Consider the following 26,190-nt stretch of genomic DNA (forward strand, 5'->3'; position numbering starts at 1 on the left):
GGCCGCCTCACTTTTCCTGCGCGCCGGCATCGATGATCAGCGGGCGCCAGACCTCGATCTGGTCGGCGACGAAGGCGGCGTATTCCGGCGTGGTCATGGGGCGGGTCTCCACGCCCCAGCCGAACAGCTTCTCCTTCACCGCCGGCTGCGCCACCGCCTCGGCCACCGCGTCCTTGATCTTCTTGGTGAGCTCCGGCGGCATGCCGGCGGGGCCGGAGACGCCGAGCCAGTTCTCCAGCACGATGTCTATGCCCTGCTCGCGGAAGGTGGGCACGTCGGGGGCCTGGGAGATGCGCTGCGGGGCAGCGACGCCCAGCGCGATCGCCTCGCCCGACTTGATCATGGGCACGTTCTGGGCGAGCAGGTCGTAATAGGATTTCAGCACGCCGGCCTTGAAGTCCTGGATGGCCGGGGCGCTGCCCTTGTAGGGCACGTGCACCATCTGGATGCCGGTCTTCTTCTTCACCGCCTCGCCGAGGATGTGGCTGATGGAGCCCACCCCGCTCGACCCGTAGGTGAGCTTCTCCGTCTTCGCCAGGGCGACGAGGCCGGCCATGTCCTTCACCCGAGGGACGGCTGCACCATGAGGCCGGGGGCCGAGGCGCCGATATAGGCGATGTGGGTGAAGTCCGTGTTGGGATCGTAGGGGATCTTCTTGAACTGGGTGGGGGCGATGGTGAAGGGCGCGTTGTTGGCGAGGATCAGCGTGTAGCCGTCCGGCGCCTCCTTGCGCACCAGCTCCGCCGCCACCGTGCCGCCGGCACCGGGGCGGTTGTCCACCAGGAACTGCTGGCCGAACTTCTCGGTGAGATGCTGGCCGACGAGGCGGGCGACGATGTCGCTGGTGCCGCCGGGCGGGAAGGTCACCACGATGCGCACCGGCTTGGCGGGCCAGTCGGAGGCCTGGGCGAAGGCGGCCGCCGGCACGGCGAGCACGGCGCCGAGCACGAGGGCGGCTTTCAGCAGCGAACGGCGGGGACGCATCCCCGGGGCGGACGGGAGCGGCATGGTCAAGCATCCTCTGGCAGCAGGCGCGCGGTGGGGTCCGCATCGTTTGTGGAGGAAAGGCTAGGCACTTCCTCCATTGCCGTCCATCGCAGCTTGGGCAACAATCCATTCTAGAAATTAGAATGGATGCGAGGGTCCGACGTGCGCAATCCCTTCGTCCCCGCCGCCCTGCGCTATGTGGATCAGGTGGCCCGCTCCGGCTCCATCCAGCAGGCGGCGCGCGAGCTGCGGGTGGCCGCCTCCGCCATCGACCGGCAGATCCTGCTGCTGGAGCAGGACCTGGGCGTCCAGTTGTTCGAGCGCCGGCCGCGCGGCATGCGGCTCACCGCCTCCGGCGAGGCCATCGTCGGCCTGATCCGGCGCTGGCGCATGGAGGAGCGGCGGGCGGTGGCCGAGATCCAGCGGCTCCAGGGCATCCAGCAGGGGCATGTGCGGCTGTTCGCCATGGACAGCCACGCCACCAGCGTCCTGCCGCGCCTGGTGGAGGGCGTGGCGGCGGCCCATCCCCTGATCTCGCTCGACATCGAGATCGGCAGCCCGGACGATGCGGCGCCGGCGCTCGCGGCGGGGCGGGCGGACATCGCCATCGCCTTCAACCTGCCGCCGCGGCGCGACCTGCAGGTGCTGTGGCGCGACGACCTGCCGTTCGGCTGCGTGGTGGCGCCCGGCCACCCGCTGGCCAAGGCGGCGTCGGTGAGCCTTCAGGAAATTTCCTCGCATCCGGTGGTGCTGCAGAGCCGGACGCTGGCCATCCGCCGCTTCCTCGATGCCAAATACGGCTGGCTGTTCTCGGAGCTCAAGGGGCAGATCGAGTCCAACTCGCTGCAGCTCATGAAGCAGCTCGCCTGCTCGGGGCGCTATGCCCTCATCACCTCCGAACTGGACGCGGCGCCGGAGCTGATCTCCGGCGCCCTCGCCTTCGTGCCGGTCCGCGACAAGGGTGCGGAGCCGCAGAGCATCTCCGTCGCGGTGGAGGCGAAGGGCCTCGATTCGGTGGTGCGGCTGGTGGCGAACCGGGCCGTCGACACGCTCCAGGCCTGCCTCGCGGACGTGCGCGGCGTCCGCGGGCAGGCCTGACCGCAACCCCTCAGTTCTTCGCCACCATGGGGCACTTGCCCTCCGCCATCGGCCGGAACGCCTCCTTGGCCGGGATGGTCTCCACGAGGTTGTAATAGTCCCACGGCCCCTTGGACTGGTCCGGGGTCTTCACCTGGAACAGGTACATGTTGTGGATGTGCCGGCCGTCGGCGCGCACCTCGCCCTTGCCGAACAGCGGATCGTTGGAGGGCATCTCCTTCATCTTCGCCACCACCACCTGCCCATCCGTGCTCTTGGCCGCCGCCGCCGCGCGCAGATAGTGCAGGGTGCCGGCATAGACGCCCGCCTGGTTGGCGGTGGGCCGGCGCCCGTTCGTCTGCGCCGCGAAGCGGTCGGCGAAGGCGCGGGTTCCGTCATCGGTGTTCCAGTAGAAGCCCTCGGTGAGGTAGAGGCCCTTGGCCACCGGCAGGCCCAGCGAATGCACGTCGGTCAGCTGCATCAGCAGGGCCGCGAGGCTCTGCTTGGCGGTGAGGCCGAATTCGGAGGCCGCCTTCACGGAATTGATGGTGTCGCCCACCGCGTTGGCGAGGGCCACCACCTGGGCGCCGCTGCCCTGCGCCTGGAGAATGAAGGAGGAGAAATCCGCGGCGTTGGTGGGGTGGCGCACGGCGCCGAGGATCTTGCCGTTCTCCGCTTTCACCACCGCCATGGCGTCGGCTTCCAGCGCATGGCCGAAGGCGTAGTCGGCGGTGATGAAGAACCAGGTGTCCTTCTTCTGCTTGAGCAGCGCCAGCGCGGTGCCGTGGGCCAGCGCCCAGGTGTCGTAGGTCCAGTGGACCGTGTTGGGCGAGCATTTCTCGCCGGTGAGCAGCGCCGTGCCGGGGCCGGAGGCGATAAAGGCGACCTTCGAGCCGCGCACGGCCTCCTGCACCGCCAGGGCCACCGACGAGAACGGCACGTCGAGGATGGCGTCCACGGTGCTGTCGGCGATCCACTTGCGGGCGGTGGCCGAGCCGATGTCGGGCTTGTTCTGGTGATCGAGCGAGATCACCTCCACCTCGAGGCCCGGCTGCTCCTTCTTGAAATCCTCCGCCGCGAGCTTGGCCGCCGCCACCGAGCCGATGCCGGTGGAATCGGAGGCAAAGCCCGACAGATCGGTGAGGACGCCGAGGCGGATCTTGTTGCCGGGGATCTCCGCGCGCGCCGGCACGAGCGCCGCGGCGATGAGGGCGGCGCCCGCGAGAAGCGCGAGCGAGGTCTTCCTGAGCATGGTCTTCTCCCTTGTGTGTTCTTGTTGACAGGATCGGGCCGGCGTCAGCCGCCGCGCACCTCTTCCAGCACCTTGCCGGCGACGTCCATCCGCACGCTGGCGCGTTCCACCAGGATGCGGGCCACGCGGTCGATCTCCTCGCCCACGGCGCCCGCCATCATGGCGATGTTCTGTGCGTGGAGCGCCATGTGGCCCTTCTGGATGCCGGTGGTGGCCAGCGCCTTCAGCGCCGAGAAATTCTGCGCGAGGCCCACCGCCGCGATGATGCGGGCGAGGCGCTCGGCGGTGGTGACCCCGAGGATGGCGAGGCACGCCCGCGCGGTCGGGTGCACCTTGGTCGCCCCGCCGATGAGCCCTACCGCCAGCGGCAGCTCGATGGCGGCGGACAGATCCCCGTCCTTGTTCACCTCGTAGGTGGTGAGCGAGGTGTAGCGGCCGGAGCGGGCGGCGAAGGCGTGGGCGCCGGCCTCCACCGCGCGGGTGTCGTTGCCGGTGGCGAGCACCACGGCGGAGATGCCGTTCATGATGCCCTTGTTGTGGGTGGCGGCGCGGTAGGGATCGGCGGCGGCGAACTGGTAGGCGCTGACCATGCCGTCGCGCACCTCCGCCCCGCCGATGTCCGCCGTCTTCCACACCGCATGCGCGCGGGCCAGGCGCCGGTCGGCGAGGTTGGACAGGATGCGCAGGTAGACCCGCCCGCCGGACCAGGCGGCGATGGCGGGCGCCAGCTTCTCCGCCATGGTGTTCACCGCATTGGCGCCCATGGCGTCGCGGGTGTCGACGATGAGGTGGGTGACCACCATGGTGCCGGACGGGGTGTCGAGCAGGCGCACCTCCAGGTCGCGGAAGCCGCCGCCGAGGCCCACCAGGACCGGATCGCAGGCGTCGCACGCGGCCTTGATCTCGTCGCGCTTCTCCAGGATGCGCAGGCGGGCGGCATTCGGGTCGCGCACGTCCACCGCCTGCACCTGGGCGATCATCAGATTGCCGGAGACCGAGGTGGAGAAGCCGCTCTCGTAATTCTGCTTCGCCGCGTTGCAGACGGCCGCCACCACGGAGGACTCCTCCGTGGCCATGGGGATGAGCACGTCCTCCCCGTCGATCTTCATGTTGGTGGCCACGCCCACCGGGATATTCATGGTGCCGACCACGTTCTCGATGAGCTTGTCGGCCAGAACCGGGTCGAGATTGCCCATGTTGGCGAGGTGGGCGACCTGCGCCTCGTCCAGCCCGGCGAAGGCGGCGACGAGGTCGAGCCGCTCGCGCGGGGTCTTCTTGTGGAAGCCGGCGATGCGCGAGGTACGGTTGGAGCCGGCGGCGGACGTCATCATCGAGCCTTCCCTGTGATGCCACGAGGCGGGTCGCCGGCAGGCGGGCGGCATGGGCAAGGATGGGGAAAGGCGCCGGGCCGGCGCGGCACGATGCGGCGCCACGAGCGCCCGTGTCCGGTTCGGCGTTTCATCCCAGTCTCTTGTCCGGCCGCTCTCCGGCGTTCCGTTGGTGCGGACTTTCCGCTGGTGGAAGGGGTACGGCAAGGAACACTTTGCTTCGATAAGCGATACACCGTACCCTTCCATCCATGGGTACGGTCGAGCCGCAGGATGTGGAGGAGGAAGCCCCGTCGCGGATCGCCGCCATCGTGCGCGCGCTCTCCGAGCGCATCGATCGCGGCCAGTTGCGCGCGGGGGAGAAGCTGCCTTCCATCCGCTCGGCGTTCGCGGCGTTCGGCGTCTCCCGCAACACCCTGGTGGAGGCCTATGAGCGCCTCGCCGCCTCCGGCCGCATCGAGGCGCGGCCCGGCTCCGGATTCTACGTGCTGCGCACCCGCGCGCCCGTCGCCGCCCCCGCCGCCCCCGCGGTGGTGGAGGCGGTGGACAGCGTCTGGCTGCTGCGCGAGCAGCTGGAGCAGCATTACGACGTGCGGGTCGGCGACGGCCGCCCGCCGCCCTCCTGGATGGAGGGCTCGGAGGTGGGGCGCTATCTCAAGCCCATCAACCGGCCCGGCCGCCGTCCGTTCCCGGCCAGCTACGGCAGCCCGTTCGGCTTTCCCCTGCTGCGCGAGACCATCGCGGCGCTGCTGGCCGAGCGCTCCATCGGCGCCGACCCGTCGCGGGTACTGATGACGCAGGGCGCGAACCACGCCCTCGACCTCATCGTGCGCACCCTGGTGGAGCCCGGCGACACGGTGCTGGTGGATGCCCCCGGCTATTACCCGCTGTTCGGCAAGCTCCACCTCGCCAAGGCGCGCACGCTCGGGGTGCGGCGCACGCCGGAGGGGCCCGACCCGACGGACCTCGCCGAGAAGGCCGGGGCGTCCGGCGCCAAGCTGTTCTTCACCCAGTCGCTGGCCCACAACCCCACCGGCAGCTCGCTGACCCCGGCGATGGCCTACCGGGTGCTGCAGGCGGCGGCGCGGCACGATCTGCTCGTGGTGGAGAGCGATCCGTTCGCCGATATCCTGCCCGCCGGCCGCCCGCGCCTCGCCGCCCTCGATCAGCTCGAACGGGTGGTCTATGTGGGCACGCTGGCAAAGACCCTTTCCGCCAGCCTGCGCTGCGGCTACGTGGTGGGATCGGCCGGCCTGATCGAGCGGCTCGGCGCGCTGAAGATGGTCACCAGCGTCAACAGCTCCGGCTATGTGGAGCGCATCGTCAACGACCTCATCACCTCGGGCCAGTACCGGCGCCACCTGAAGCGCCTGCGCGGGCGCGTGGACGCCGCCACCGCCTCGGCGCAGGCGACCCTGGGACGCCTGCGCCTGCCCATCTTCGGACCGCCGGGCGGCGGCTTCTACCTGTGGTGCGCGCTTCCCGCCGGCATGGACGACAGCGCCCTGTCGCGGCGTGCGGCGGAGCGCGGCATCCTGATCGCGCCCGGCGCCGTGTTCCATCCCGGCGGCGGGCCGCACGCGCCGGCCATGCGCATCAATGTCGCCTATGCGGACGACCCGCGCTTCGAGCGCTTCATGGCGGAGCAGCTCGCCGCCGGCTGAAGCCGGCCGCTCAGCCGGCGGCCGCGCGCATGGCAAAAGCCGGCTCGGGCCGGGCCGGGCCGCCGGTGGCAGTCGCCGTGCGGATCGCGCCGAGCGCCTCCTGCATGCTCGTGACCACCGCCGCCTCGGCGTCGAGGCGCGCTGCCGCCCCGCTCTCCGCCGCGTTCCAGTCGGCCACGAGGACCCCCGCCCGCGGGCTTTCCCGCACGATGCGCCGGCTCATGTACCGGCGGTGGGCGGGCGTTGCCGGCGACAGGTAGGACAAAACGGCGAACGCCCCCTCGGGGAGACCCTCGGCCGAGACGCGCCGCACCTGGGGCGGGCGCGCCTCGGCCGCGATGCCCTCCATGGCGAGCATGTGGGACAGGAGGTTTCCCGCCGCCTCGTCGAGGGCCGAACGCGCGGCCAGCACCAGCACCGGCCGGCCGCCGGCCGCCAGCACCGGCGCCTCGTCCGGCGGCGGCAGGTGGTCGAGCATCTCCACCAGGGTCTCGCGGACGCGCACCTGCCGGACCTCGTCCAGCGCCCCACGCGCCGCGTCGCGCTGGGCGAGGCGCAGGGCCGGCAGAGCGACCTCGTCGCAATAGGCCGCCAGGCTGTTCTCCTTCAGGTGGTCCTCGGCCGCGGCCGCCGCTTCCAGCGGATCGCCGGCGAGCAGGCGCTGGTACAGCAGCTCGCTGGCGGACAAAGGCGGCCGGTCGCCGAGGGCCACGTCGAGGAATTCGAGGCTCTCCACATGCCGCCCCAGCACCACGAGGCACAAGGTGAGCGGCGTCGAGAGGAGCAGGCCGATGGGCCCCCACAGCCAGGTCCAGAAGGTGGCCGAGGCGATGATCGCCACCGGCGACAGGCCGGTGGAGCGGCCGTAGACGAGCGGCTCGACCACATGGCCCACCAGCGGCTCCACCACCAGGAACAGGGCTGCCGTCCACAGCACCATGGACCAGCCGGGATCCACCGCCAGCGCCAGCCCCAGGGGAAGCGCCGCGGCCACCACCGCCCCCACATAGGGCACGAAGCGCAGCACCGCCGCCGCCAGGCCCCACAATAGCGGGTTGGGAACGCCGATGAGCCAGAGCCCCAGCCCGATGACCGTGCCGAAGGCCGCGTTCAGCGCCACCTGGGCGAGGAAGAAGCGGGACAGCCGCGCCGCCGCGTCGTCGAGGGCCGCGGTGGTGCGCTGGATGTCGTGCGCGCCGGCGAGGCGGATGAAGCGGTTCCTCAGGTCCTCCCGCTGGAGGAGGATGAACAGCACGAAGATGAAGACGATGCCGAAGGTGGCCAAAGGATGCAGCAGCGGCGCCATCACCGCGGACAGGGTGCCGAGGGTGCCCGCCGGCGGCTGGCGCACCTCCACCGGCACCGGCCGGCCCTCCGCGGCGCCCGCCGCCAGATCGCGCGCCGCCTGCGGCCCGTCGAGCTCGCGGCCGAGATCCTGCAGCAGATCCATGGTGCGCTCGAACGTGCCCGACCCGCCGGCCGCGTCGCGCACCGACTTGATCTTCTGCTGCATGTTCATGCGGTACTGGGGCAGCTCGGCCGCGAGGTCCGTCACCTGCAGCGCCAGCACCCCGCCCAGCGCGAACAGCCCGAGGAAGGTGACCAGCACCACCGTCACCACCGCCGGCGTGCGCGGCAGCCCCACCTTGCGCAGCACCATGATGACCGGGGCGAGCACGAAGGCGAGCAGCACCGCCACCGCCACCGGCACGAACACGTCGCGCCCGATATAGAGCACGGTGACGATGGCGACGGCGGCGAAGAAGGCGAGGAAGCGCTCGCGCCCCGCCGCCGGCAAGGACGGCCCGTACGCGGGATCACCGGACTGGAACATGGACCGCCTTTCCCGTTTCCCGAAAGGGCGAAGCCCCCTCGGACACCTGCGCCACGCCCGGCCGCGGATGGACGGGGACGCACAGGGGGACAACGCTGGCGCGGCCATCGCGATCCATGGCGCATGCGGTTGAACGGCCATGCCGGTATGCCGGGGCGGGAACGCCATCCCCCGGCGGCGCCGGACGTGGCGAGATCACGAGCAGGCGTCATCCCCCGGCCCGTCCGGGAGATCCACTGCGCGGCCAGGCCGGCCGTTCGGCTTCCGGGCGCTGGGCGAGTGACCGGGCGGAGGCCCCGGACAAGATCCGCGGCCAGCCGGCAGCGCCCCTTGCACCGCCGGCGAAGCTGTGCGCCCTTAGGGTCCGCTCCCGCCCCTTGCCACCCGCCCCATGCCATCCTCCCCCACCACCGGCGCGCCGGTCCTGTCCGCCCCGCGCCGCGCCATCCTCGGCTGGATCCTGTTCGATCCGGCCTGCCAGCCCTATTTCACCCTCATCACCACCTTCATCTTCGCCCCCTATTTCGCCTCCGCCGTCGCGCCGACGCCGGCGGACGGGCAGGCCCTGTGGGGATTTGCCACCGGCGCGGCGGGGCTGGTCATCGCCCTGTGCTCACCGGTGCTGGGGGCGGTGGCGGATGCGGCGGGGCGGCGCAAGCCGTGGATCGCCGTGTTCGGGCTGATGCTGATGGCGGGCGCGGCCGGGCTCTGGTTCGCCGCCCCCGGCGACACGGCGCGCATCCCCTTCGTCCTCGCCGCCTTCGCGGTCGGCACCATCGGGGTGGAGTTCGCCACCGTCTTCAACAACGCCATCATGCCGAGCCTCGCCCCGCCGGAACGGCTCGGCCGTCTCTCCGGCACCGGCTGGGCGGCGGGCTATTTCGGCGGCCTCGTCTCGCTGGCGCTCATGCTCGCCTTCTTCTCCACCCAGCCGGACACCGGCCTGACCCTGCTCGGCCGGCCGCCGGCCTTCGGGCTGGAGGCCGCCGCCCGGGAGGGAGACCGGTTTTCGGGGCCGTTCACGGCGCTGTGGTTCGCGGTGCTGGTGCTGCCCATGTTCCTGTTCGTGCCCGATGCGCCCGCCGCCATGCCCATGCGGGCGGCCATCAAGGCCGGCGTCGCCGAGATCCGCGCCCTACTGCCGAAGCTGAAGGCGCGGCCGGTGCTTGCCCGCTTCCTCCTCGCCAACATGGTGTATGCGGACGGGCTGGTCGCCCTGTTCGCCTTCGGCGGCATCTATGCGGCGGGCACGTTCGGCTGGGGCTCCATCGAGATCGGCATCTTCGGCATCGCGCTCACCCTCACCGGCACCGCCGGGGCGCTGGCCGGCGGATGGCTCGACGACGCGCTGGGGCCGCGCGTGGTGATTCTTGCGGCGCTCGTGGCGCTGCTCGTCGCCTGCCTCGGCCTGCTGAGCCTGGACCGCGACGCCGTGCTGTTCGGCCTCGTGCCCACCGCGCCGGGCGCGGGCGGCCTGTTCGGCTCGCTGCCGGAGAAGGCCTATGTGGGCTTCGGCCTCCTCATCGGCCTGGTGGCCGGCCCGCTCCAGGCGGCGAGCCGCACGCTGCTGGTGCGCCTCGCGCCGCGGGAGAACATGGCCGAATGCTTCGGCCTGTTCGCCCTTTCGGGAAAGATCACCTCCTTCGCCGCGCCCACATCGGTGGCCGTGGTGACGGCGGCGACGGGAAGCCAGAAGGCGGGGGTGGCGGTGCTCCTCGCCTTCTTCACCCTCGGGGCGGTGCTGGTGGCGGGCGTGCGCGACCGGACGCGCTGACCGCAGCCTTCGCACGCCCCTTCGCACGCCCCTTGCCGGCGGCGCGGCGAGGGAAAAGGATGCGCCGCCAGACCATGCGTCGCAAAACAGGGAGGCCGCCATGGCCATGCGTTCCATCCGCTTCAACCCCGCGCCGGCCCTCGACAAGTCGGCGGCGACCACCGTGCACGAGTGGTACCAGGATCGCACCGGCGCCTTCTCCGCCGGCTTCTGGGCCTCCGAGCCGTCCGAGATTGAGGTCTCCTACGACGAGGACGAGTTCTGCGTGCTCATCGAGGGCACCGTCGAGCTCACCGACGCCACCGGCCACACCGAGACCTACGAGGCCGGCGCCTCCTTCCTCATCCCGTCGGGCTTCACCGGCACCTGGAAGAGCGTGACGCCGGTGCGGAAATTCTACGTGGTGCACCTGCCGAAAGCGCCGGCGGCGGCGCCGGCCTGAGGTGCGGCGGGAACCATCTGCGCCCGCGCCTTGTTGCCCTTCCAAGACCTTGCACAAGACCCTGCATTGGAAGGAGAAGCGCCATGTCAATCCGGCTTCAGATCGCAGCCATGCTGTTCCTGATGATCCAGGCGGTGATGTTCTTCACCGCCATCCTGTTCCTGCTGCTCTCGCCTTTGGCCCGCGACGCCATGGCGCTGATGCCCTGGGTGGTGGCCAGCACCGTCGCGGTCTCCCTGCCGCTCTCCTGGTGGCTGGCACCGCGGCTGCGCGCCCGCACCTGGCGCCGGGAAGGCACCATGGAATTGCTGAAGTGAATGGCTGAAGTGATCCGCCGACCCCGGTGGACCCGGGATCGGGCGCGCATCGCGCAGGATTGAGTCGCGGACCGGGGCTCGCGGAACACGACCCGAAAAGAGGCGCCCTCGCAATCGCCGTCATTGAGTGCCACTTTGTTCTCAACAGAGAATCAGGCCTTGCGAGTGAACCCTTGAACGAGTTGCCCGATCCGCGCCGGCGCGGCCCAGCCGCGCCCGAGCTTCCCGGCCTGCGCCCCGGCGGCATCGCCGCGCGGGCGCGCGCCGCCATGGCGCCGGCCGCGCCCGAAGCCTCCTACCTCGCCGGCCTCAATCCCGAGCAGCGCGAGGCGGTGGAGACGCTGGACGGGCCGCTCCTGGTGCTCGCCGGCGCCGGCACCGGCAAGACCCGCGTGCTCACCGCCCGCGTCGCCCACATCCTGTCGCAGGGCCGCGCCTATCCCTCGCAGATCCTGGTGGTGACCTTCACCAACAAGGCCGCGCGGGAGATGAAGGACCGCATCCACGCCATGGTGGGCGACCAGATCGAGGGCATGCCCTGGCTCGGCACCTTCCACTCCATCGGCGTGCGGATCCTGCGGCGCCACCACGAGCTGGTGGGGCTGAAGAGCGGCTTCACCATCCTCGACACCGACGACCAGATCCGCCTGCTGAAGCAGCTCTTGGCCGCCGAGAACATCGACGAGAAGCGCTGGCCGGCGCGGCTTCTGGCCTCCACCATCGACGGCTGGAAGAACCGCGGTCTGTCGCCGAAGGACGTGCCGCCGGGCGAGGGCGCGGTGTTCGCCAACGGCAAGGGCGGGATGCTCTACGCCGCCTACCAGGCGCGGCTGAAGGCGCTGAACGCGGTGGACTTCGGCGACCTGCTGCTGGAGGGCATCCGCCTGTTCCGCGAGAACCCGGACGTGCTCGCCGAATATCACAGGCGCTTCAAGTTCCTGCTGGTGGACGAGTATCAGGACACCAACGTCGCCCAGTATCTGTGGCTGCGCCTGCTGGCTCAGGGCTCGAAGAATGTCTGCTGCGTCGGCGACGACGACCAGTCCATCTATGGCTGGCGCGGCGCGGAGGTGGACAACATCCTCAGGTTCGAGAGCGACTTCCCCGGCGCCAAGGTGATCCGGCTGGAGCGCAACTACCGCTCCACCGGCCATATCCTCGCCTCCGCCGCCCACCTCATCGCCCACAATGAGGGCCGGCTCGGCAAGACCCTGTTCTCGGAGGGCGAGGCGGGCGAGCAGGTCACCGTCACCGGGGCGTGGGATTCCGGCGAGGAGGCCCGCGCCGTCGGCGAGGAGATCGAGGCGCTGCAGCGCGCCGGGCATCGCCTGTCGGAGATCGCCATCCTCGTGCGCGCCTCCTTCCAGATGCGCGAGTTCGAAGACCGGTTCGTCACGCTCGGCCTGCCCTACCGGGTCATCGGCGGCCCGCGCTTCTACGAGCGGGCGGAAATCCGCGATGCGCTGGCCTATCTGCGCTGCGTGAACTCCCCCGCCGACGACCTCGCCTTCGAGCGCATCGTCAACGTGCCCAAGCGCGGGATCGGCGATGCCACGGTGAAGCAGATCCACGATGTCGCCCGTGCCGCCGGCGTGCCCTTGCAGGAGGCCGCGCGCGCACTCACGCAGAGCGAGGAATTGAAGCCCAAGGTGCGCGGCACCATGCGCGGCCTGATCGACGCGTTCGAGCGCTGGCGCGAGCAGGCGCGCGTCATGTCCCATACCGAGCTCGCCGAGATCGTGCTGGACGAGAGCGGCTACACCGAGATGTGGCAGAAGGACCGCTCCGCCGAGGCCGCAGGAAGGCTGGAGAATCTCAAGGAGCTGGTGCGCTCCATGGAGCCATTCGAGAACCTCTCCGGCTTCCTGGAGCACATCTCCCTGGTCATGGACACCGACAACGGCGCCGGCGAGGACGCGGTGCAGGTGATGACCCTGCACTCCGCCAAGGGGCTGGAGTTCGACACCGTGTTCCTGCCCGGCTGGGAGGAGGGCCTGTTCCCGCACCAGCGGGCGCTGGACGAGCAGGGCAAGGCCGGGCTGGAGGAAGAGCGGCGGCTCGCCTATGTGGGAATCACCCGGGCCCGCGCCTCGGCGCGCATCTATTTCGCCTCCAACCGGCGCATCCACGGCATGTGGAATTCCACCGTGCCGTCCCGCTTCCTCGACGAGCTGCCCGACGCCCATGTGCGGGTGGAGGAGAGCCGCGGCGGCGCGGGTTGGGGCGGGTCGAGCTATGGCGGCGGCAGCTACGGCGGCAGCCGGTTCGACCGGGCGGAGCCGTTTGCCGGCTCGTCCTACTCAACGCCAGGCTGGCAGCGGGCGCAGAACCAGCGCAGCAGCGGCGGCGGCTCCCGCGGCGGATTCTCGCAGGGCGCCGGCGCGCGCTACGACGCAGGCGCCTCCAGCCGGCGCGGGCCCATGGTGATCGAGGGCACGCTCGTCGCCACCTCGGCCGGCGCGCCCTCCGCCTTCAGCACCGGCGAGCGGGTGTTCCACATCAAGTTCGGCTATGGCGAGGTGGTCGGCATCGACGGCAACAAGCTCACCGTCCAGTTCGACAAGGCCGGCGAGAAGCGGGTGCTGGAGACCTACCTGGAAAAGGTGTGATCTGGAGAAGGTGTGATCTGGAGAAGGTGTGATCTGGAGAAGGTGGGAGGGGCGGCTGCCGCCCCCGCCCGCCCGCCCCGCCCGCCTCAGTGCTTGAGGCCGGCCACCGTGTATTCCCCGGCCGCGACCCGCTCGGCGAGGCGGGTGACGAAGGTGGCGCTGGCCTCTTCCCCATAGGTCGCGACAAGGCTGCGCAGGGCGGTGAACAATGCCGCCTGGATCAGGCAGTCCTCCTCGAGCCCCTCGCGCACCGCTTCCACCCAGGCGTCGTTCAGGCAGGTGAGCGCCACATGACGATCGTCGGCGGCCATGTCCGCGATTTCAGGCAGATCGATGGAAAGGGTCGGCAGAGTGGACACGTGGTGGGCCTCCGCATCGCAGGACGGCGGTGCAGGGCTTCTCTAGCATGCTTCGCCGGTCCGTTCAGGCCGCTTCTAACCAAAAGGTTAACAGCGCCGGCTCAGTTTCCGCCGTAGCGGACCACGATGTCGTGAGCGAGCCGGGACCCCTCCTCCAGCTGCCGGTCCACGGCGAACCGGGCCGCCGGCGTGCAGATGCGGTAGACCTCCGCATAGCTGGAATAGCCGCGGTTGAAGCTCGCGATGATCTTGGCCTTGCGCGTGTCGGAGGGCTGCTCCGTATCGATGAGGCTCTGCATCTCGCCGCGCCATTTCTGCGCCTCGCCGGATACGCCGCAGAGCGGGCGCAGGTAGTGCAGTGCGCCGAGGATCTCCGCCAGCCGCATCAGGTCCGGATCATAGGGCGGCGGCGCGCCTTCGGTCGGGCCGGCGGCGGATGCGGGCCCGGCGGCGAGCGCCAGCGTGGCGGCGAGGAGGAAGATGGCGATGCGCATGATGGCGATGTGTCCCGCCTCACTCCTGCGGCCGGAGCGGGCCCAGGTCAAGACCGGAGAGGGTCAAGACCGGAAGGGGTCAGGGCTCGAGGACGAGGCGGGCCGCCTGCTCCACCACGTCGGCGAGCCCGAGCGTGGTGGCAAGGCCCGCCACCTCGTTCGGCCGGAACCAGCCCACCTCGGCCGCCTCCGGTCCCGGCGCGGGTTCGCCCGCGCGCCAGCGCGCCGCATGGGCGATGACCACGAAATGCGCCGAGAGGTCTCCCTCCGGGTCGCGGATGATGATGTCCCGCGCGGCGGCGAGGCCGACGATCTCGGCCTCCACTCCCACCTCCTCCATCACCTCGCGGGCGGCCGCCTCGGCCAGGGTCTCGCCCGGCTCGACACGACCGCCGGGCAGGCTCCACAGGCCGGCGCCGGGGTTGGCGGCGCGACGGGCGAGCAGCACCAGCGGGCCGCGGAAGACGGCGGCGCTCGCCGCGAGGGTGGGGCGAACCGGCGGACGCGGCGGCGCGATCGCGGCGGCGTCGGGGCTGGGGACAACTGAGCTTGGGACGTCGGACATGGCTGGCTCGCGCAGGCTCGGGCTAGACAAGAGTCGGGCTGGGCAGGCCAGCCCGTGACGGGCGGCTTGTGGTACGTGACGCCGAGCTTACCTTCCCTGCGCCAACGGAGCACGCGATTCGTGACACCGACGAAAGAGGGGCCCTCCCCCTCGCCTTCAGCCTCGCCCTCCCCGGCGCCGGCGCGCCGGCGGGCGGGCGCCGCGCCGCGGGCGTGGCAGCGCATGCTGTCGGGCCGGCGCCTCGATCTCCTCGACCCCTCCCCCCTCGACGTGGAGCTGGAGGACATCGCCCACGGCCTCGCCCGCGTCGCGCGCTGGAACGGCCAGACCTCCGGCGACAACATCTTTTCCGTCGCTCAGCATTCGCTGCTGGTGGAGCGGCTGTCGCGGCGCACGCACCCCGATCTCGACCCGCGCTGGCGCCTGTGCGTGCTGCTGCACGATGCGCCGGAATATGTGATCGGCGACATGATCTCGCCGTTCAAGGCGGTGCTGGGCGGCGACTACAAGGCGGTTGAGGCGCGCCTCCTGGCCGCCATCTCGCTGCGCTTCTCGCTTCCCCCGCTCTGGCCCGAGGCGCTGGTCAAGATCGTGAAGACCGCCGACCGCGCCGCCGCCTATTTCGAGGCCACCCGCCTCGCCGGCTTTTCCGCGCCGGAGGCCCAGGCCTTCTTCGGCCGGCCGCCCCGCCTCGACGCCGCCGAGGAAAAGGATTATCTCACGCCATGGGAGGCGGAAATCGCCAAAGCGCGGTTCCGGAAGCGTTTCGAGGAGCTGAATCCATGATCCATGTCTGCTCCCTCGCCAAGCTGCACGAGACGGTGGAAGCCACCGGTGCGCGGCATGTCATCACGCTGATCAACGGCGGCACGGTCCTGACCCGGCCGAGCAATGTGGACCCCACCAACCACCTCTTCCTCGGCATCAACGACATCGTGGAGGAGATCGAGGGCATGGTGGCGCCGGACGAGGCGCACATGCTTGAGCTGTTCGAGTTCGTGCGCGCCTGGCCCCGCCAGACGCCGCTGGTGATCCACTGCTACGCCGGCATCTCGCGCTCGACGGCCGCCGCCTATGCCACGCTGTGCGCCCTGCTGCCGGAGCGCGACGAGCTGGAGCTGGCCCAGCGCCTGCGCCACGCCTCGCCCACGGCGACGCCCAACCCGCGCATCGTCACCCTGGCCGATGCCGCGCTCAAGCGCGACGGGCGGATGGTCGCCGCCATCCATTCCATCGGCCGCGGGGAAGATGCCTTCGAGGGCGCGCCCTTCAGCCTGCCGGTGAGCTGAGGGCGCAGCCGGCTCAGCCGCGCCCCAGCACGCAGACGAGGCCCGGCACCGGCACGCTTTTCTCCGCGCGGGTGGAGACCGCCTCCATCAGCACGAGCGCCAGGCCGGCCTCGGCCGCGCGCTGCCGGACGTGGTCCGCCGCATGGGCGTAGCGCAGGGTCTCGCGCAGCAGCACGCCGGCCCCGTCATGGGTCTCCAGGGTGAAGGCGAACAGCCCGTCCGGCGCCAGCGCCGCGCGGGCGGCGCGGAAGATCGGGGCAAGGTCCGCCACGTAGCACAGGGCATCGGCGGCGAGGATGAGATCGAGCCCGCCCGCCGGCGCCGCCGCCAGCGCCGCCCCCATCTCGCCCGCCTCAAGGCGGGCGTAGAGGCCGAGGGCGGCGGCCTTCTCCAGCATGGCCGGGGAAAGGTCCACGCCCGAAAGATGCGCCACCACCGGCGCGAACAGCACGCCGGCGAGCCCGGTGCCGCAGCCGAGGTCCAGCCCCCGGGCGAAGGCGGGCTTGCGCCCCGTCGCCGCGCAGGCGCGCGCCACCGCGTCGAACAGCAGTTCCGGCCCACGATAGGCGAGCGCGTCGCGCAGCGCCGTGTCGAAGCGGTCCGCATACTGGTCGAACAGGGTGCGCACATAGGCGGCCGACATGGCCCCATCGGCCGGCACCGCCCCCAGCCGGGCGAGGCGGAGGCCCGCCCCCAGCGCATCACGGGGATCCAGCGCGCGCGCCCGCCCGAACGCCTCGGCCGCGCCCGGCGCATCCGACAAGGTCAGACGCGCCTCGCCCAGGAGGAACCAGGCGGCGGCGAAGCCGGGCGCATCGGCCACCGTCTCGGCAAGCAGCTCGGCGGCGCCCGCCGCGTCCCCGTCATCCAGGAAGGCGCGCGCCCAGTCGAGCCGCCGGTCGAGCACGGGGTCGCCCGATGAGGCGGTAAAGGTGGAAGCAGCCACGGAAACCTCGCGGAACGGCCAGGGGCTTCCCATATAGGGACGAAGCCGCTTCATAAAGACATGCGCCCGGAAGACCTGCTCCGCCCCTCGCCCAAGGGCCTTTATTCCCCCGCCGGCGACTTCTTCGTGGACCCGACGCGGGCCGTGCCGCGGGCGGTGATCACCCACGGGCATTCGGACCATGCGCGCGCCGGCCATGCCCACGTGCTCGCCACCCGCGAGACGCTGGACCTCATGGCCATCCGCTATGGCGCCAGCTTCGCCGGCGCCACGCAGCCCCTCGCCTATGGGGAAAGGGTCGTCATCAACGGCGTGGGCGTCAGCCTTCATCCCGCCGGCCACGTGCTCGGATCCGCCCAGGTCCGGCTGGAGAAGGACGGGCTCGTGATCGTGGTGTCGGGCGACTACAAGGACGCGTCCGATCCCACCTGCGCGCCGTTCGAGCCGGTGAGGTGCCACGTCTTCGTCAGCGAGGCGACGTTCGGCCTGCCCGTGTTCCGCCACCCGCCGGCCAGCGCTGAGACGGCGAAGCTGCTCGCCTCGGTGCGCATCTTCCCCGAGCGGACCCACATCGTCGGCGCCTACTCGCTGGGCAAGGCGCAGCGGATGATGGCGCTGATGCGGGAGGCGGGGCACACGGCGCCGCTCTACGTGCATGGGGCGCTCACGGCCATCACCGACTATTACGTCTCCCGCGGCATCGCCCTGGGCGAGATCCTGCCGGTGAACGGCGCGCCCAAGGCCGCCTTTGCCGGCGCGGTGGTGATCGCCCCGCCCTCCTCCATGACCGATATGTGGGCGCGGCGCTTCGCCGATCCCATCACCTGCTTCGCCTCCGGCTGGATGCGCGTGCGCGCCCGCGCCCGCCAGCGCGGCGTGGAGCTGCCGCTGGTGGTGTCCGACCATGCGGACTGGGACGGGCTCTGCGCGTCCATCCGCGCCACCGGCTGCGAGGAAGTCTGGGTCACCCACGGCGCCGAGGACGCGCTGGTCCACTGGGCCCGCACCCGCCAGCTGCGCGCCAGGCCCCTGCGCATGGTGGGCTATGGCGAGGAGGACGAGGAGGGGGCCCTCCCGGCGCAGGAGGGCGAGGCATGAATGGAGCGTTCTTCGTCTATATCCTCGCGAGCGAGGTGAACGGAACGCTCTATGTGGGCATCACGAACGATCTCGTGCGTAGGACCTTCGAGCATCGCAGCGGGGAGGCAAAAGGCTTCACCCGGAAGCACGGTGTCAAGCGTCTCGTCGATTTCGAGCAGCACGATACGGCTTATGCCGCCATCACGAGGGAGAAGCGGCTGAAGAAGTGGCCCCGGGACTGGAAGAAAAACCTGATCGAGCAGGAGAACCCGCATTGGCTCGACCTGTATGACGACGTCGCCCGGCCGTGAACAGCAGGGCGAATGGAATGACACCGCCCGCGGCCTCATCTTCGGCTGTCATCCCCCGGCTTGTCCGGGGGATCCACCCGCACGCCATGCCACCGCGCAAGGGCCAGGCGCAGCACGGGCGGAGGAGTGGATGGCCCGGACGAGCCGGGCCATGACGGCGGCGGAATTGACGACGGCAGGATTGGCAACGGACCGGAAAAGAAAACGCCCATGAACCGCTTCGCCGCGCTCCTCGACCGCATGTCCTACGAGGCCGGGCGCAATGCCAAGATCCGGCTCATGGCGGACTATTTCCGCACCACGCCGGATCCCGAGCGCGGCTTCGCCCTCGCCGCGCTCACCGGCGCGCTTTCCTTCGCCAATGCCAAGCCCGGCCTCGTGCGCGCCCTCATCATGGAGCGGGCCGACCCGGTGCTGTTCGAGATGTCCTACGATTATGTGGGCGACCTCTCCGAAACCGTCGCCCTCATGTGGCCGAAGCTGGAGGGCGCGCCCGCCCACGCGCCGCTCCTGTCGGAGATCGTCCACGGCCTCTCCACCCTGTCGAAGAGCACCCTGCCCCGCTGCCTGGCAGAATGGCTGGATGGCCTCGACGAGACCGGACGCTGGGCACTGCTGAAGCTCATCACCGGCGCCATGCGGGTGGGCGCCTCCGCCCGCCTCGCCAAGACGGCGGTGGCGAGCCTGGGCGAGGTGACGCCCGACGAGGTGGAGCTGGTGTGGCCCGGGCTGGAGCCGCCCTATGAGGCCCTGTTCGCCTGGGTGGAGGGGTGCGGGCCACGGCCCGAGACCTCGAACCCCGCGCCCTTCCGCCCGGTGATGCTGGCCCACGCCATCGAGGAGGCGGATTTCTCCACCCTGGACCCTGAGGCCTTCCTGGCCGAATGGAAATGGGACGGCATCCGCGTGCAGGCGGTGGCCGGCACCGGGCCGGAGGGCGCGCGCGTGGTGCGGCTTTATTCGCGCACCGGCGAGGACATTTCCGGCGCCTTCCCGGACCTTGCCGGAACCCTGGCCGACGCCATCGCCTTCGACGGCGCCATGGACGGGGAGCTGCTCATCGTGCGCGGCGGGCGGGTGGAGCCGTTCAACGTGCTGCAGCAACGCCTCAACCGCAAGAGCGTGACGGTGAAGATGCTGGCGGAATTCCCCGCCCACATCCGCGCCTACGACCTGCTGATGGAGGGAGACGAGGACCTGCGCGGTCTGCCCTTCGCGGCGCGCCGCGCCCGGCTGGAAGCCCTCGTCGCGCGGCTGGACACGCCCCGCGTCGACCTCTCGCCGCTGGTGCCCTTCGCCAGCTGGGCGGACCTGACCGCCGCCCGCCGCGATCCCGCCTCCGCTGGCGCCGGGCAGGACGCGGAGGCGGTGGAAGGGGTGATGATCAAGCGTGCCGACAGCCTCTATCTGCCCGGCCGTCCCAAGGGGCCGTGGTGGAAGTGGAAGCGCGATCCGCACACGGTGGATGCGGTGCTCATGTATGCCCAGCGCGGCCACGGCAAGCGCTCGTCCTTCTATTCCGACTACACCTTCGGGGTGTGGACCGCCGGCGAGGACGGGGCGGATGTGCTGGTGCCGGTGGGCAAGGCCTATTTCGGCTTCACCGACGAGGAATTGAAGCTGATCGACGCCTTCGTGCGCCGCGCCACCATCAACCGCTTCGGCCCGGTGCGCGAGGTGGTGCACGAAAAGGAGGAAGGCCTGGTGCTGGAAGTGGCCTTCGAGGGCCTCGCCCGCTCCACCCGCCACCGCTCCGGCATCGCCATGCGCTTTCCCCGCATCGCCCGCCTCAGGTGGGACAAGCCGCCGGGGGAGGCGGACCGGCTGGAGACGCTGGAGGCGCTTTTGGGGTAGGGATGGGGTAGGCTCACTTTTCGCGGTCAGAGAACGGTGATGGTGTTCAATCCCCAGGACAAGTTCGATCCGCTCGTGTTCCGATTGATCATGCGGTGCGCCGCTGCGGCAAGCGTGACTGTCTCTCTTCTCGGGATCCTTATCCTGATCAAGCTCGATCCGGCGACGCACGGGCCTGATTGCAGCGCAGGAATCGATAAGGGCTGGCATGCCCTTCCCATCGCCGGAGCATTTGCACTCTCGGCTTGTATCGTCGCTCTGCGGTGGCGAGACCAAGTCAAAAAGATAGAAGACTACATCCGGAAAGGCGAAAGGCCGATGATCTACGGGATGCACGAACCCATCCCAACTTCGTACTCCTTATTCTTCTTGATCATGGGCGCCGCCATGACATTATTTTGTGCTATCCCCATCTTCTTCGTCGCGGGAAACTGCTCGAACCTGTTTTAACCGCATGCCCGCCCCCTCACTGGCTCGCCCAGATGATCCGAGCCATCCAGTCCACCTGGTCGAGCGGAATCTGCCGGTCCTCGTGGGCGGGGTTCAAGGAGCGCAGCTCCACGTGGCGGGTGGTCTTGCGCACCAGCTCCTTGGCCAGCACCTCGCCGTCCCTGGTCTTCAGCACCACCCGGTCTCCCCGGCGCACCGAGGCCGCGGGCGAGACCACCACGATGTCGCCGTCGCGATAGACCGGCTGCATGGAATCACCCGCAATCTCCAGCGCGTAGGCATGCGCGTCCTCCACCTCCGGAAAGGCGATCTCGTCCCAGCCGGCGCCCACCGGGAAGCCCGCGTCGTCGAAGAAGCCGCCCGAGCCCGCCTGGGCAAATCCGATCTGCCGGATGGCGTGGATGGGTCCCTTCAGCGGCAGGCTTTCCTCCTCGAAGCCGGCGGGCGCGCCACGCGCGGCGTCCGGCGCGAGGAGGGCGAAGAAATGCTCGGCGCTGGTGCCGGTGGCCGCCAGCGCCTTGGCGATGCTCTCGGTGGAGGGCCAGCGCGGCCGCCCATCCGTGGTGACGCGCTTCGACCGGTTGAAGGTGGTGGGATCGAGCCCCGCCCGCCGCGCCAAGGCCGACGTGGAAAGCCCGTGCTGCTCCGCGAGCTGGTCGATCGCGCGCCAGACCTGTCCGTGGGTGAGCATGAGGCTTCGCGTTCCTTGCCGCTGGCGCCGGACCCGCCCCGGTTGCATGTTCCGGACACGGCATCCGCCACTCGATGAAACCGGAGATGCGACACCGATTCAGCCCCGTCACGAGCCCCCGGCCTGATCTCCCGTCTCCCGACCATAAGAATTTGTTCCCTGTTTGTACAGGACTTCAGTCCGCATGCAACCTATGGACGCAGAGAGTTGCCGCAGCGGCCGCCACGCCCTACACAGGGCGGCCGCTGTCCATAAGGAGCCCCTTATGCCCGACCTCGTCTTCAAGATCTGTCCCGCGTCGCTCTGGGCCGAGGCGCAGGCGAAGGGAGTATTCGCGGGCGCACCGGTGGACCATGCGGACGGCTTCATCCACTTCTCCACCGCCGCGCAGGCGCGCGAGACGGCGGCGCGGCACTTCGCCGGGCAGGCGGACCTGAAGCTCGTGGCGGTGGAGGCGGCGCCCCTGGGCGCGGCGCTGAAATGGGAGCCCTCGCGCGGGGGCGACCTCTTTCCCCATCTCTACGCGCCGCTGCCCGTGTCCGCCGTGCGCTGGGTGAAGGACCTGCCCCTCGGCCCCGATGGCGCCCACCTGTTTCCCGATCTTGCCTGAGGCTCACGCGCCGAAGGTCCGCCGCGTCAGCGCCGGCAGGCGCAGCGCCTGGAACAGGCCGCGCGCCAGCAGGAAGGCGAGGAAGGCAAGCCACAGGCCGTGATTGCCCAACGGCCTCAGGCCCCACCAGGCGAGGAGATAGACGCCGAGCGCCGCCAGCATCAGGTTGCGCATGTCGCGTGACCAGAGCGCGCCGATATAGACCCCGTCGAAGGCATAGGCCGAGACCCCCGCCACCGGCAGCAGCGCGGCATACAGGAGGAAGATCCGCGCCTGCGCCCGCACCTCGGGGCTGGTGGTCATGGCATCCACGAGGACCGGGCCGGCGGCGAGATAGATGACGCAGGCGCCGAGGGCGAAGGCAAAGCCCCAGGCGAGCGCGAGGCGCACCCCGGCGGAGAAGTCCGCCCGCCGGCGCGCGCCCACCGCCGCGCCGCAGATCTGCTCGGCGGCGGTGGCGAAGCCATCGAGGAAATAGGCGGCCACCATCACCATATTCTGCAGCACCGCATTGGCGGCCAGGGTCACGTCGCCCGCCCGCGCCCCCTGAGCGGCGAAGAAGGAGAAGGCGAACATCAGCGCCGCGGTGCGGATCATGATGTCGCGGTTCAGGAGGAAAGTCTCGGCGAGCCGCCCCCGGTCGAGCAGCACCGCGCGCGGCACCGACACCGTGCCCCCGAGCATCCGCAGGCAGAGGAGGAGGCCGGTGCCGGCACCGGCGATCTCGGCGATGAGCGTGCCCGCCGCCGCCCCCGCGACGCCCCAGCCGGCGCCGAGCACGAACAGCGCCGACAAGGCCATGTTGAGCAGGTTCATGCCCACCTGCAGCGCCAGGGCCCGGCCGGTGCGGCCGAGGCCCACCAGCCAGCCCAGCACCACGTAGTTCGCCAGCGTGAACGGCGCGGCGAAGATGCGCACGGCGTAATAGTCGGCCACCGCCCGGCTCACCTCCGCGCTCGCCCCGGCGAGGGCCAGGGCAAGGCGGGCGATGGGCTCCTGGAGGGCCACGAGCGCGAGCCCCAGCACGCCGGCGACGAGCAGGGCGCGGGCGAGCACCGCCCGCTGCTCCATCCCGTCGCGCCGGCCCAGCGCCTGCGCCGCGAGGCCCACCGTGCCCATGCGCAGGAAGCCGAACATCCAGAACAGCATGTCGAAGATGACGGCGGCGAGCGCCACCCCGCCGAGCAGCGCCGCATCCCCCAGGCGCCCCACCACCGCCGCATCGACGATGCCGAGCAGTGGCGTCGTCAGGTGCGCCAGCGTCATCGGCAGCGCGATGGCGAGCACCCGCCGGTGGGTGACGCCGGGCGGCGGCGCGGCGAGGGTCACGGCGCGAAGGTCACGGGGCGAGGATCACGCGAACCACCTCAGCGGCGGCCGAACACGCGCAGGATCAGCCAGAGGGGGATCACCACCACGGCGCCGAGCAGGAAGTAGCGCCACAGGCTGCCGAACGCCTCGAAGCCGAAGGAGAACAGGTTGCGCACCAGCCGCTCGAGGCTGTTGAAGATGTTGCGCGGATCGAGCCCCAGCGCGGCCAGGATCACGCCCACCACCACCGAGAGGATGACGAGCCGCACCAGCACCCAGGCGGGCGATCCGCCGAAGAAGCGGGTGAGTTCGTTGTTCTCGGGCATGGGGATCTCTCCTGTCCCGAGGTGGTTTAGCACAGCTTCGCGCGGGCGGGTAAGGCGGCCCGCTACGGGGAATCCCCATGCGACACCGGCTTCGATTGGCCGGCGGCCCAGGTCCTTCTAACGTGTCGCCCGGTCCCTGGGGCCGAGGCACGGGGCCTTGGCGGACCGGACACACGGCACGTGCGCACACCCGAATTCCTCTTCGCCATCTGGGGCCTGCTGCTCACGCCCGGCCCCACCAACACCCTGCTCGCCTTGTCCGGCGCATCGGCAGGACTGCGCCGCTCCGCGCGGCTGATGCCGGCGGAGCTTGCCGCCTATCTCCTCGTGGTGGTGCCGCTGGCGCTGTTCGGCGCCGACCTCCTGGCCCGGCAGCCGCTGGCGGCCGGCGCGGTGAAGCTGGCCGCAGCCGGCTGGATCGCCTTCCTCGCCGTGAAGCTGTGGCGGGTCGAGACGGCGGGGACGGGCGACGGCGAGGTCACCGCCCGCCGCGTGTTCGTGACGACCCTGCTCAATCCCAAGGGGCTGATCATCGGCCTCACATTGCTGCCGCGCGGAACGTCGCCGGACTTCGCCCTGCATCTCGGCGTGTTCGCCGCCTCGGTGGTGATGGTGGCGGCGATCTGGGCCGGGGCCGGACGGATGCTGAAGCGCGACAGCGCCGAGCCGCCCCGGCTCTATCGCCGGACCGCCGCGCTCTGGCTCGGGCTCCTCGCGGCCGCATTGGTGGGCGCCGCGCTGCGGGCCTGAACCGCCGAGGGACGGCCGCATTTGCCTCCTCCGGCCAAAAATGCTAACCACCCGCACTTCACGAGGACGGCCCTGCCGATCCCGCCGACCGGACCAAGGGTCCGGAAGTCACCGCCCGACAGCGCGTTGCGCCCTCGGGCGCGATTTGCGTTGGCTTTCACGCCGGCGCGCGGCGCGGCGCTGGCTCGTCCGATGTGAGCCCAAACCTGGCGCCGGATCCGGTCGGGTCGCTTCGACCTGATCGGTGAATCCGTCGCCAAACCCAAGGATGGCGACCCCGTTCCCGTCGGAACGTGGTCTGGCGGACACCCATGTTCGATACCCTTTCCGACCGCCTCGGCGGCATACTCGACAAGCTGAAGCGGCGTGGCGCCCTCACCGAGGCCGACGTCGGCGAGGCCATGCGCGAGGTCCGCCGGGCGCTGATCGAGGCGGACGTGGCCCTCGACGTGGTGCGCTCCTTCACCGACCGGGTGCGCCAGCGCGCCGTGGGCGTGGAGGTCATCAAGTCGGTGACCCCCGGCCAGATGGTGGTGAAGATCGTCCACGACGAGCTCGTGGCGACGCTCGGCTCCGACGCCGATCCCATCGACCTCAACGCCCCCGCCCCGGTGCCGATCCTGATGGTTGGCCTGCAGGGCTCGGGCAAGACCACCTCCACCGCCAAGATCGCCAAGCGCCTCACCGAACGCGGCAAGCGCAAGGTGCTGATGGCGTCCCTCGACACCCGCCGCCCCGCCGCCATGGAGCAGTTGGCCACCCTCGGCAGGCAGGTGGATGTGGCGACCCTGCCCATCGTCGCCGGCCAGAGCGCCTTGCAGATCGCGCGGCGCGCCATCGAGGCGGCGAAGCTCGGCGGCTTCGACGTGGTGATGCTCGACACCGCCGGCCGGGTGACCCTCGACGAGGGGCTGATGGCCGAGGTGGCGGAGGTGAAGGCCGCGACCTCCCCGCACGAGGTGCTGCTGGTCGCCGACAGCCTCACCGGCCAGGACGCGGTGAACACCGCGAAAGCCTTCGACGGCCGCGTCGGCCTCACCGGCATCGTCTTGACCCGCGCCGACGGCGATGGCCGCGGCGGCGCGGCCCTCTCCATGCGCGCGGTCACCGGCAAGCCCATCAAGCTGCTCGGCACCGGCGAGAAGATGGACGCGCTGGAGGATTTCGATCCCCACCGCGTGGCCGGCCGCATCCTCGGCATGGGCGACGTGGTCGCCCTGGTGGAGAAGGCCGCCGAGAATATCGACCTCGAAAAGGCGAAGATCACCGCCGAGCGCATGCGCAAGGGGACCTTCGACCTCGACGATCTGCGCGGCCAGCTGGAGCAGATGGCGAAGATGGGCGGCCTCGGCGGGCTCATGGGCATGCTGCCCGGCGTCGCCAAGGTGAAGAACCAGATCGCCTCCGCCAATCTCGACGACAAGGTGTTCAAGCGGCAGGTGGCCATCATCAACTCGATGACCCCCAAGGAGCGCCGCGCGCCGAAGCTGCTCGACGCCTCGCGCAAGCGCCGCATCGCCGCCGGCTCCGGCACCAAGGTGGAGGAGATCAACCGCCTGCTGAAGATGCACCGCCAGATGGCCGACGTGATGAAGGCCATGGGCGGCGCCGCCGGCAAGCGCGGCCCGCTGGCGGGCCTGGCGGGAATGATGGGCTTCGGCGGCGGCGGCCCCTCGCCCGAGATGCTGCAGGACATGGCCGAGAAGATGGGCAAGGGCGGCCCGGGCGGCATGTCCGGCGCGCCCGGCGGGCTCCCGCCGAACTTCCCCGGCCTGCCCGGCGGCGGCCTGCCCTCCAAGTTCCCCGGCGGCCTGCCCGGCCTACCGAAGGGCTTTCCTGGACTGGGAGGGCCCGGCAAGAAGAAATAACG

The 26,190-nt window shown here is 70.7% G+C and carries 27 protein-coding genes; 15 read left to right on the plus strand and 12 right to left on the minus strand.

Translation table 11 applies throughout. The features are described 5' to 3' along the window. Nucleotides 1–7: 7 nt before the first annotated feature. A complete protein-coding gene (locus EZH22_RS32465; protein WP_203193333.1) occupies nucleotides 8–556 on the minus strand; it encodes a Bug family tripartite tricarboxylate transporter substrate binding protein in 549 nt (182 codons plus the stop codon). A gap of 5 nt (nucleotides 557–561) precedes the next feature. After that, on the minus strand, nucleotides 562–1,008 hold the full coding sequence (locus EZH22_RS32470; RefSeq protein ID WP_203193334.1) for a Bug family tripartite tricarboxylate transporter substrate binding protein: 447 nt from the start codon (nucleotides 1,006–1,008) through the stop codon (nucleotides 562–564). Between the two features lie 126 nt (nucleotides 1,009–1,134). Here EZH22_RS32470 and EZH22_RS26390 point away from each other — a divergent pair, with 126 nt between their 5' ends. After that, nucleotides 1,135–2,085 (plus strand): LysR family transcriptional regulator, encoded by a 951-nt coding sequence (locus tag EZH22_RS26390; protein WP_203193335.1) that lies wholly within the window; start codon nucleotides 1,135–1,137, stop codon nucleotides 2,083–2,085. Between the two features lie 10 nt (nucleotides 2,086–2,095). Here EZH22_RS26390 and EZH22_RS26395 read toward each other — a convergent pair whose 3' ends face one another. Together EZH22_RS26395 and EZH22_RS26400 are read right to left on the minus strand one after the other, a co-directional pair. Continuing rightward, entirely contained in the window at nucleotides 2,096–3,316 is a 1,221-nt protein-coding gene (locus EZH22_RS26395; RefSeq protein WP_203193336.1) for an ABC transporter substrate-binding protein, read from the minus strand. 44 nt (nucleotides 3,317–3,360) lie between these two features. Then, nucleotides 3,361–4,644: a hydroxymethylglutaryl-CoA reductase, degradative gene (locus EZH22_RS26400; protein WP_203196778.1), complete on the minus strand. Its 1,284-nt coding sequence runs from the start codon at nucleotides 4,642–4,644 to the stop codon at nucleotides 3,361–3,363. A gap of 251 nt (nucleotides 4,645–4,895) precedes the next feature. Between EZH22_RS26400 and EZH22_RS26405 the strand changes: the two genes are divergently transcribed. Beyond that, a complete protein-coding gene (locus tag EZH22_RS26405) occupies nucleotides 4,896–6,308 on the plus strand; it encodes an aminotransferase-like domain-containing protein (protein ID WP_203193337.1) in 1,413 nt (470 codons plus the stop codon). 10 nt (nucleotides 6,309–6,318) lie between these two features. Here the strand turns inward: EZH22_RS26405 and EZH22_RS26410 are convergent, their stop codons facing one another. Then, nucleotides 6,319–8,142: an AI-2E family transporter gene (locus tag EZH22_RS26410; protein WP_203193338.1), complete on the minus strand. Its 1,824-nt coding sequence runs from the start codon at nucleotides 8,140–8,142 to the stop codon at nucleotides 6,319–6,321. Nucleotides 8,143–8,533: 391 nt separating this feature from the next. Here EZH22_RS26410 and EZH22_RS26415 point away from each other — a divergent pair, with 391 nt between their 5' ends. The 4 genes from EZH22_RS26415 to EZH22_RS26430 all read left to right on the plus strand — a co-directional run bounded on the left by EZH22_RS26415 (nucleotide 8,534) and on the right by EZH22_RS26430 (nucleotide 13,284). Then, on the plus strand, nucleotides 8,534–9,916 hold the full coding sequence (locus EZH22_RS26415; RefSeq protein ID WP_203193339.1) for an MFS transporter: 1,383 nt from the start codon (nucleotides 8,534–8,536) through the stop codon (nucleotides 9,914–9,916). A 100-nt stretch (nucleotides 9,917–10,016) separates the two neighbouring features. Further along, a complete protein-coding gene (locus tag EZH22_RS26420) occupies nucleotides 10,017–10,358 on the plus strand; it encodes a cupin domain-containing protein (protein WP_203193340.1) in 342 nt (113 codons plus the stop codon). A gap of 83 nt (nucleotides 10,359–10,441) precedes the next feature. Continuing rightward, nucleotides 10,442–10,675: a hypothetical protein gene (locus EZH22_RS26425; protein WP_203193341.1), complete on the plus strand. Its 234-nt coding sequence runs from the start codon at nucleotides 10,442–10,444 to the stop codon at nucleotides 10,673–10,675. 182 nt (nucleotides 10,676–10,857) lie between these two features. Then, nucleotides 10,858–13,284 carry an ATP-dependent helicase gene (locus EZH22_RS26430; protein ID WP_203196779.1) on the plus strand — a complete coding sequence of 809 codons (2,427 nt, stop codon included), beginning with the start codon at nucleotides 10,858–10,860 and terminating at the stop codon, nucleotides 13,282–13,284. Between the two features lie 86 nt (nucleotides 13,285–13,370). Here EZH22_RS26430 and EZH22_RS26435 read toward each other — a convergent pair whose 3' ends face one another. The 3 genes from EZH22_RS26435 to EZH22_RS26445 form a co-directional block, all read right to left on the minus strand. Further along, nucleotides 13,371–13,643, minus strand: coding sequence for a hypothetical protein (locus EZH22_RS26435; protein ID WP_203193342.1), 273 nt, complete (start codon nucleotides 13,641–13,643; stop codon nucleotides 13,371–13,373). A gap of 101 nt (nucleotides 13,644–13,744) precedes the next feature. After that, nucleotides 13,745–14,137 (minus strand): TIGR02301 family protein, encoded by a 393-nt coding sequence (locus EZH22_RS26440; protein ID WP_203193343.1) that lies wholly within the window; start codon nucleotides 14,135–14,137, stop codon nucleotides 13,745–13,747. Nucleotides 14,138–14,216: 79 nt separating this feature from the next. Beyond that, nucleotides 14,217–14,702, minus strand: a complete 486-nt coding sequence (locus tag EZH22_RS26445) for an NUDIX hydrolase (RefSeq protein ID WP_203193344.1) — start codon at nucleotides 14,700–14,702, stop codon at nucleotides 14,217–14,219. A gap of 222 nt (nucleotides 14,703–14,924) precedes the next feature. On the opposite strand from EZH22_RS26445, the gene EZH22_RS26450 reads away from it, so the two are divergent. Then, entirely contained in the window at nucleotides 14,925–15,488 is a 564-nt protein-coding gene (locus EZH22_RS26450) for an HD domain-containing protein (RefSeq protein ID WP_203196780.1), read from the plus strand. Continuing rightward, nucleotides 15,485–15,991, plus strand: coding sequence for a tyrosine phosphatase family protein (locus EZH22_RS26455; RefSeq protein WP_203193345.1), 507 nt, complete (start codon nucleotides 15,485–15,487; stop codon nucleotides 15,989–15,991). Before EZH22_RS26450 ends, EZH22_RS26455 begins: the two co-directional genes overlap by 4 nt. Before the next feature lie 13 nt (nucleotides 15,992–16,004). Here the strand turns inward: EZH22_RS26455 and EZH22_RS26460 are convergent, their stop codons facing one another. Continuing rightward, the gene (locus EZH22_RS26460; RefSeq protein WP_231711163.1) at nucleotides 16,005–16,937 is read right to left on the minus strand and encodes a class I SAM-dependent DNA methyltransferase; all 933 of its coding nucleotides are present in this window, start codon (nucleotides 16,935–16,937) and stop codon (nucleotides 16,005–16,007) included. Between the two features lie 60 nt (nucleotides 16,938–16,997). Between EZH22_RS26460 and EZH22_RS26465 the strand changes: the two genes are divergently transcribed. The 4 genes from EZH22_RS26465 (at nucleotide 16,998) to EZH22_RS26480 (ending at nucleotide 20,632) form a co-directional block, all read left to right on the plus strand. Then, entirely contained in the window at nucleotides 16,998–18,035 is a 1,038-nt protein-coding gene (locus EZH22_RS26465; RefSeq protein WP_203193346.1) for a ligase-associated DNA damage response exonuclease, read from the plus strand. After that, nucleotides 18,032–18,328: a GIY-YIG nuclease family protein gene (locus EZH22_RS26470; protein ID WP_203193347.1), complete on the plus strand. Its 297-nt coding sequence runs from the start codon at nucleotides 18,032–18,034 to the stop codon at nucleotides 18,326–18,328. Before EZH22_RS26465 ends, EZH22_RS26470 begins: the two co-directional genes overlap by 4 nt. Nucleotides 18,329–18,538: 210 nt before the next feature. After that, nucleotides 18,539–20,182, plus strand: coding sequence for a cisplatin damage response ATP-dependent DNA ligase (locus EZH22_RS26475; RefSeq protein WP_203193348.1), 1,644 nt, complete (start codon nucleotides 18,539–18,541; stop codon nucleotides 20,180–20,182). A 39-nt stretch (nucleotides 20,183–20,221) separates the two neighbouring features. After that, nucleotides 20,222–20,632, plus strand: coding sequence for a hypothetical protein (locus tag EZH22_RS26480; RefSeq protein ID WP_203193349.1), 411 nt, complete (start codon nucleotides 20,222–20,224; stop codon nucleotides 20,630–20,632). 16 nt (nucleotides 20,633–20,648) lie between these two features. Here EZH22_RS26480 and EZH22_RS26485 read toward each other — a convergent pair whose 3' ends face one another. After that, nucleotides 20,649–21,323: a S24 family peptidase gene (locus EZH22_RS26485; RefSeq protein WP_203193350.1), complete on the minus strand. Its 675-nt coding sequence runs from the start codon at nucleotides 21,321–21,323 to the stop codon at nucleotides 20,649–20,651. A gap of 265 nt (nucleotides 21,324–21,588) precedes the next feature. Between EZH22_RS26485 and EZH22_RS26490 the strand changes: the two genes are divergently transcribed. Continuing rightward, the gene (locus EZH22_RS26490) at nucleotides 21,589–21,933 is read left to right on the plus strand and encodes a DUF952 domain-containing protein (RefSeq protein ID WP_203193351.1); all 345 of its coding nucleotides are present in this window, start codon (nucleotides 21,589–21,591) and stop codon (nucleotides 21,931–21,933) included. 3 nt (nucleotides 21,934–21,936) lie between these two features. On the opposite strand, the gene EZH22_RS26495 is transcribed toward EZH22_RS26490, so the two are convergent. After that, nucleotides 21,937–23,262 carry an MATE family efflux transporter gene (locus tag EZH22_RS26495; RefSeq protein ID WP_231711164.1) on the minus strand — a complete coding sequence of 442 codons (1,326 nt, stop codon included), beginning with the start codon at nucleotides 23,260–23,262 and terminating at the stop codon, nucleotides 21,937–21,939. Nucleotides 23,263–23,300: 38 nt separating this feature from the next. Beyond that, entirely contained in the window at nucleotides 23,301–23,570 is a 270-nt protein-coding gene (locus EZH22_RS26500; RefSeq protein ID WP_203193352.1) for a DUF6460 domain-containing protein, read from the minus strand. Between the two features lie 180 nt (nucleotides 23,571–23,750). Here EZH22_RS26500 and EZH22_RS26505 point away from each other — a divergent pair, with 180 nt between their 5' ends. Then, entirely contained in the window at nucleotides 23,751–24,320 is a 570-nt protein-coding gene (locus EZH22_RS26505; RefSeq protein WP_203193353.1) for a LysE family translocator, read from the plus strand. Between the two features lie 311 nt (nucleotides 24,321–24,631). Then, the gene (gene ffh / locus EZH22_RS26510) at nucleotides 24,632–26,188 is read left to right on the plus strand and encodes a signal recognition particle protein (protein WP_203193354.1); all 1,557 of its coding nucleotides are present in this window, start codon (nucleotides 24,632–24,634) and stop codon (nucleotides 26,186–26,188) included. Nucleotides 26,189–26,190: the final 2 nt, after the last annotated feature.

This window comes from Xanthobacter dioxanivorans, assembly GCF_016807805.1.
Classification (GTDB): Bacteria; Pseudomonadota; Alphaproteobacteria; order Rhizobiales; family Xanthobacteraceae; genus Xanthobacter; species Xanthobacter dioxanivorans.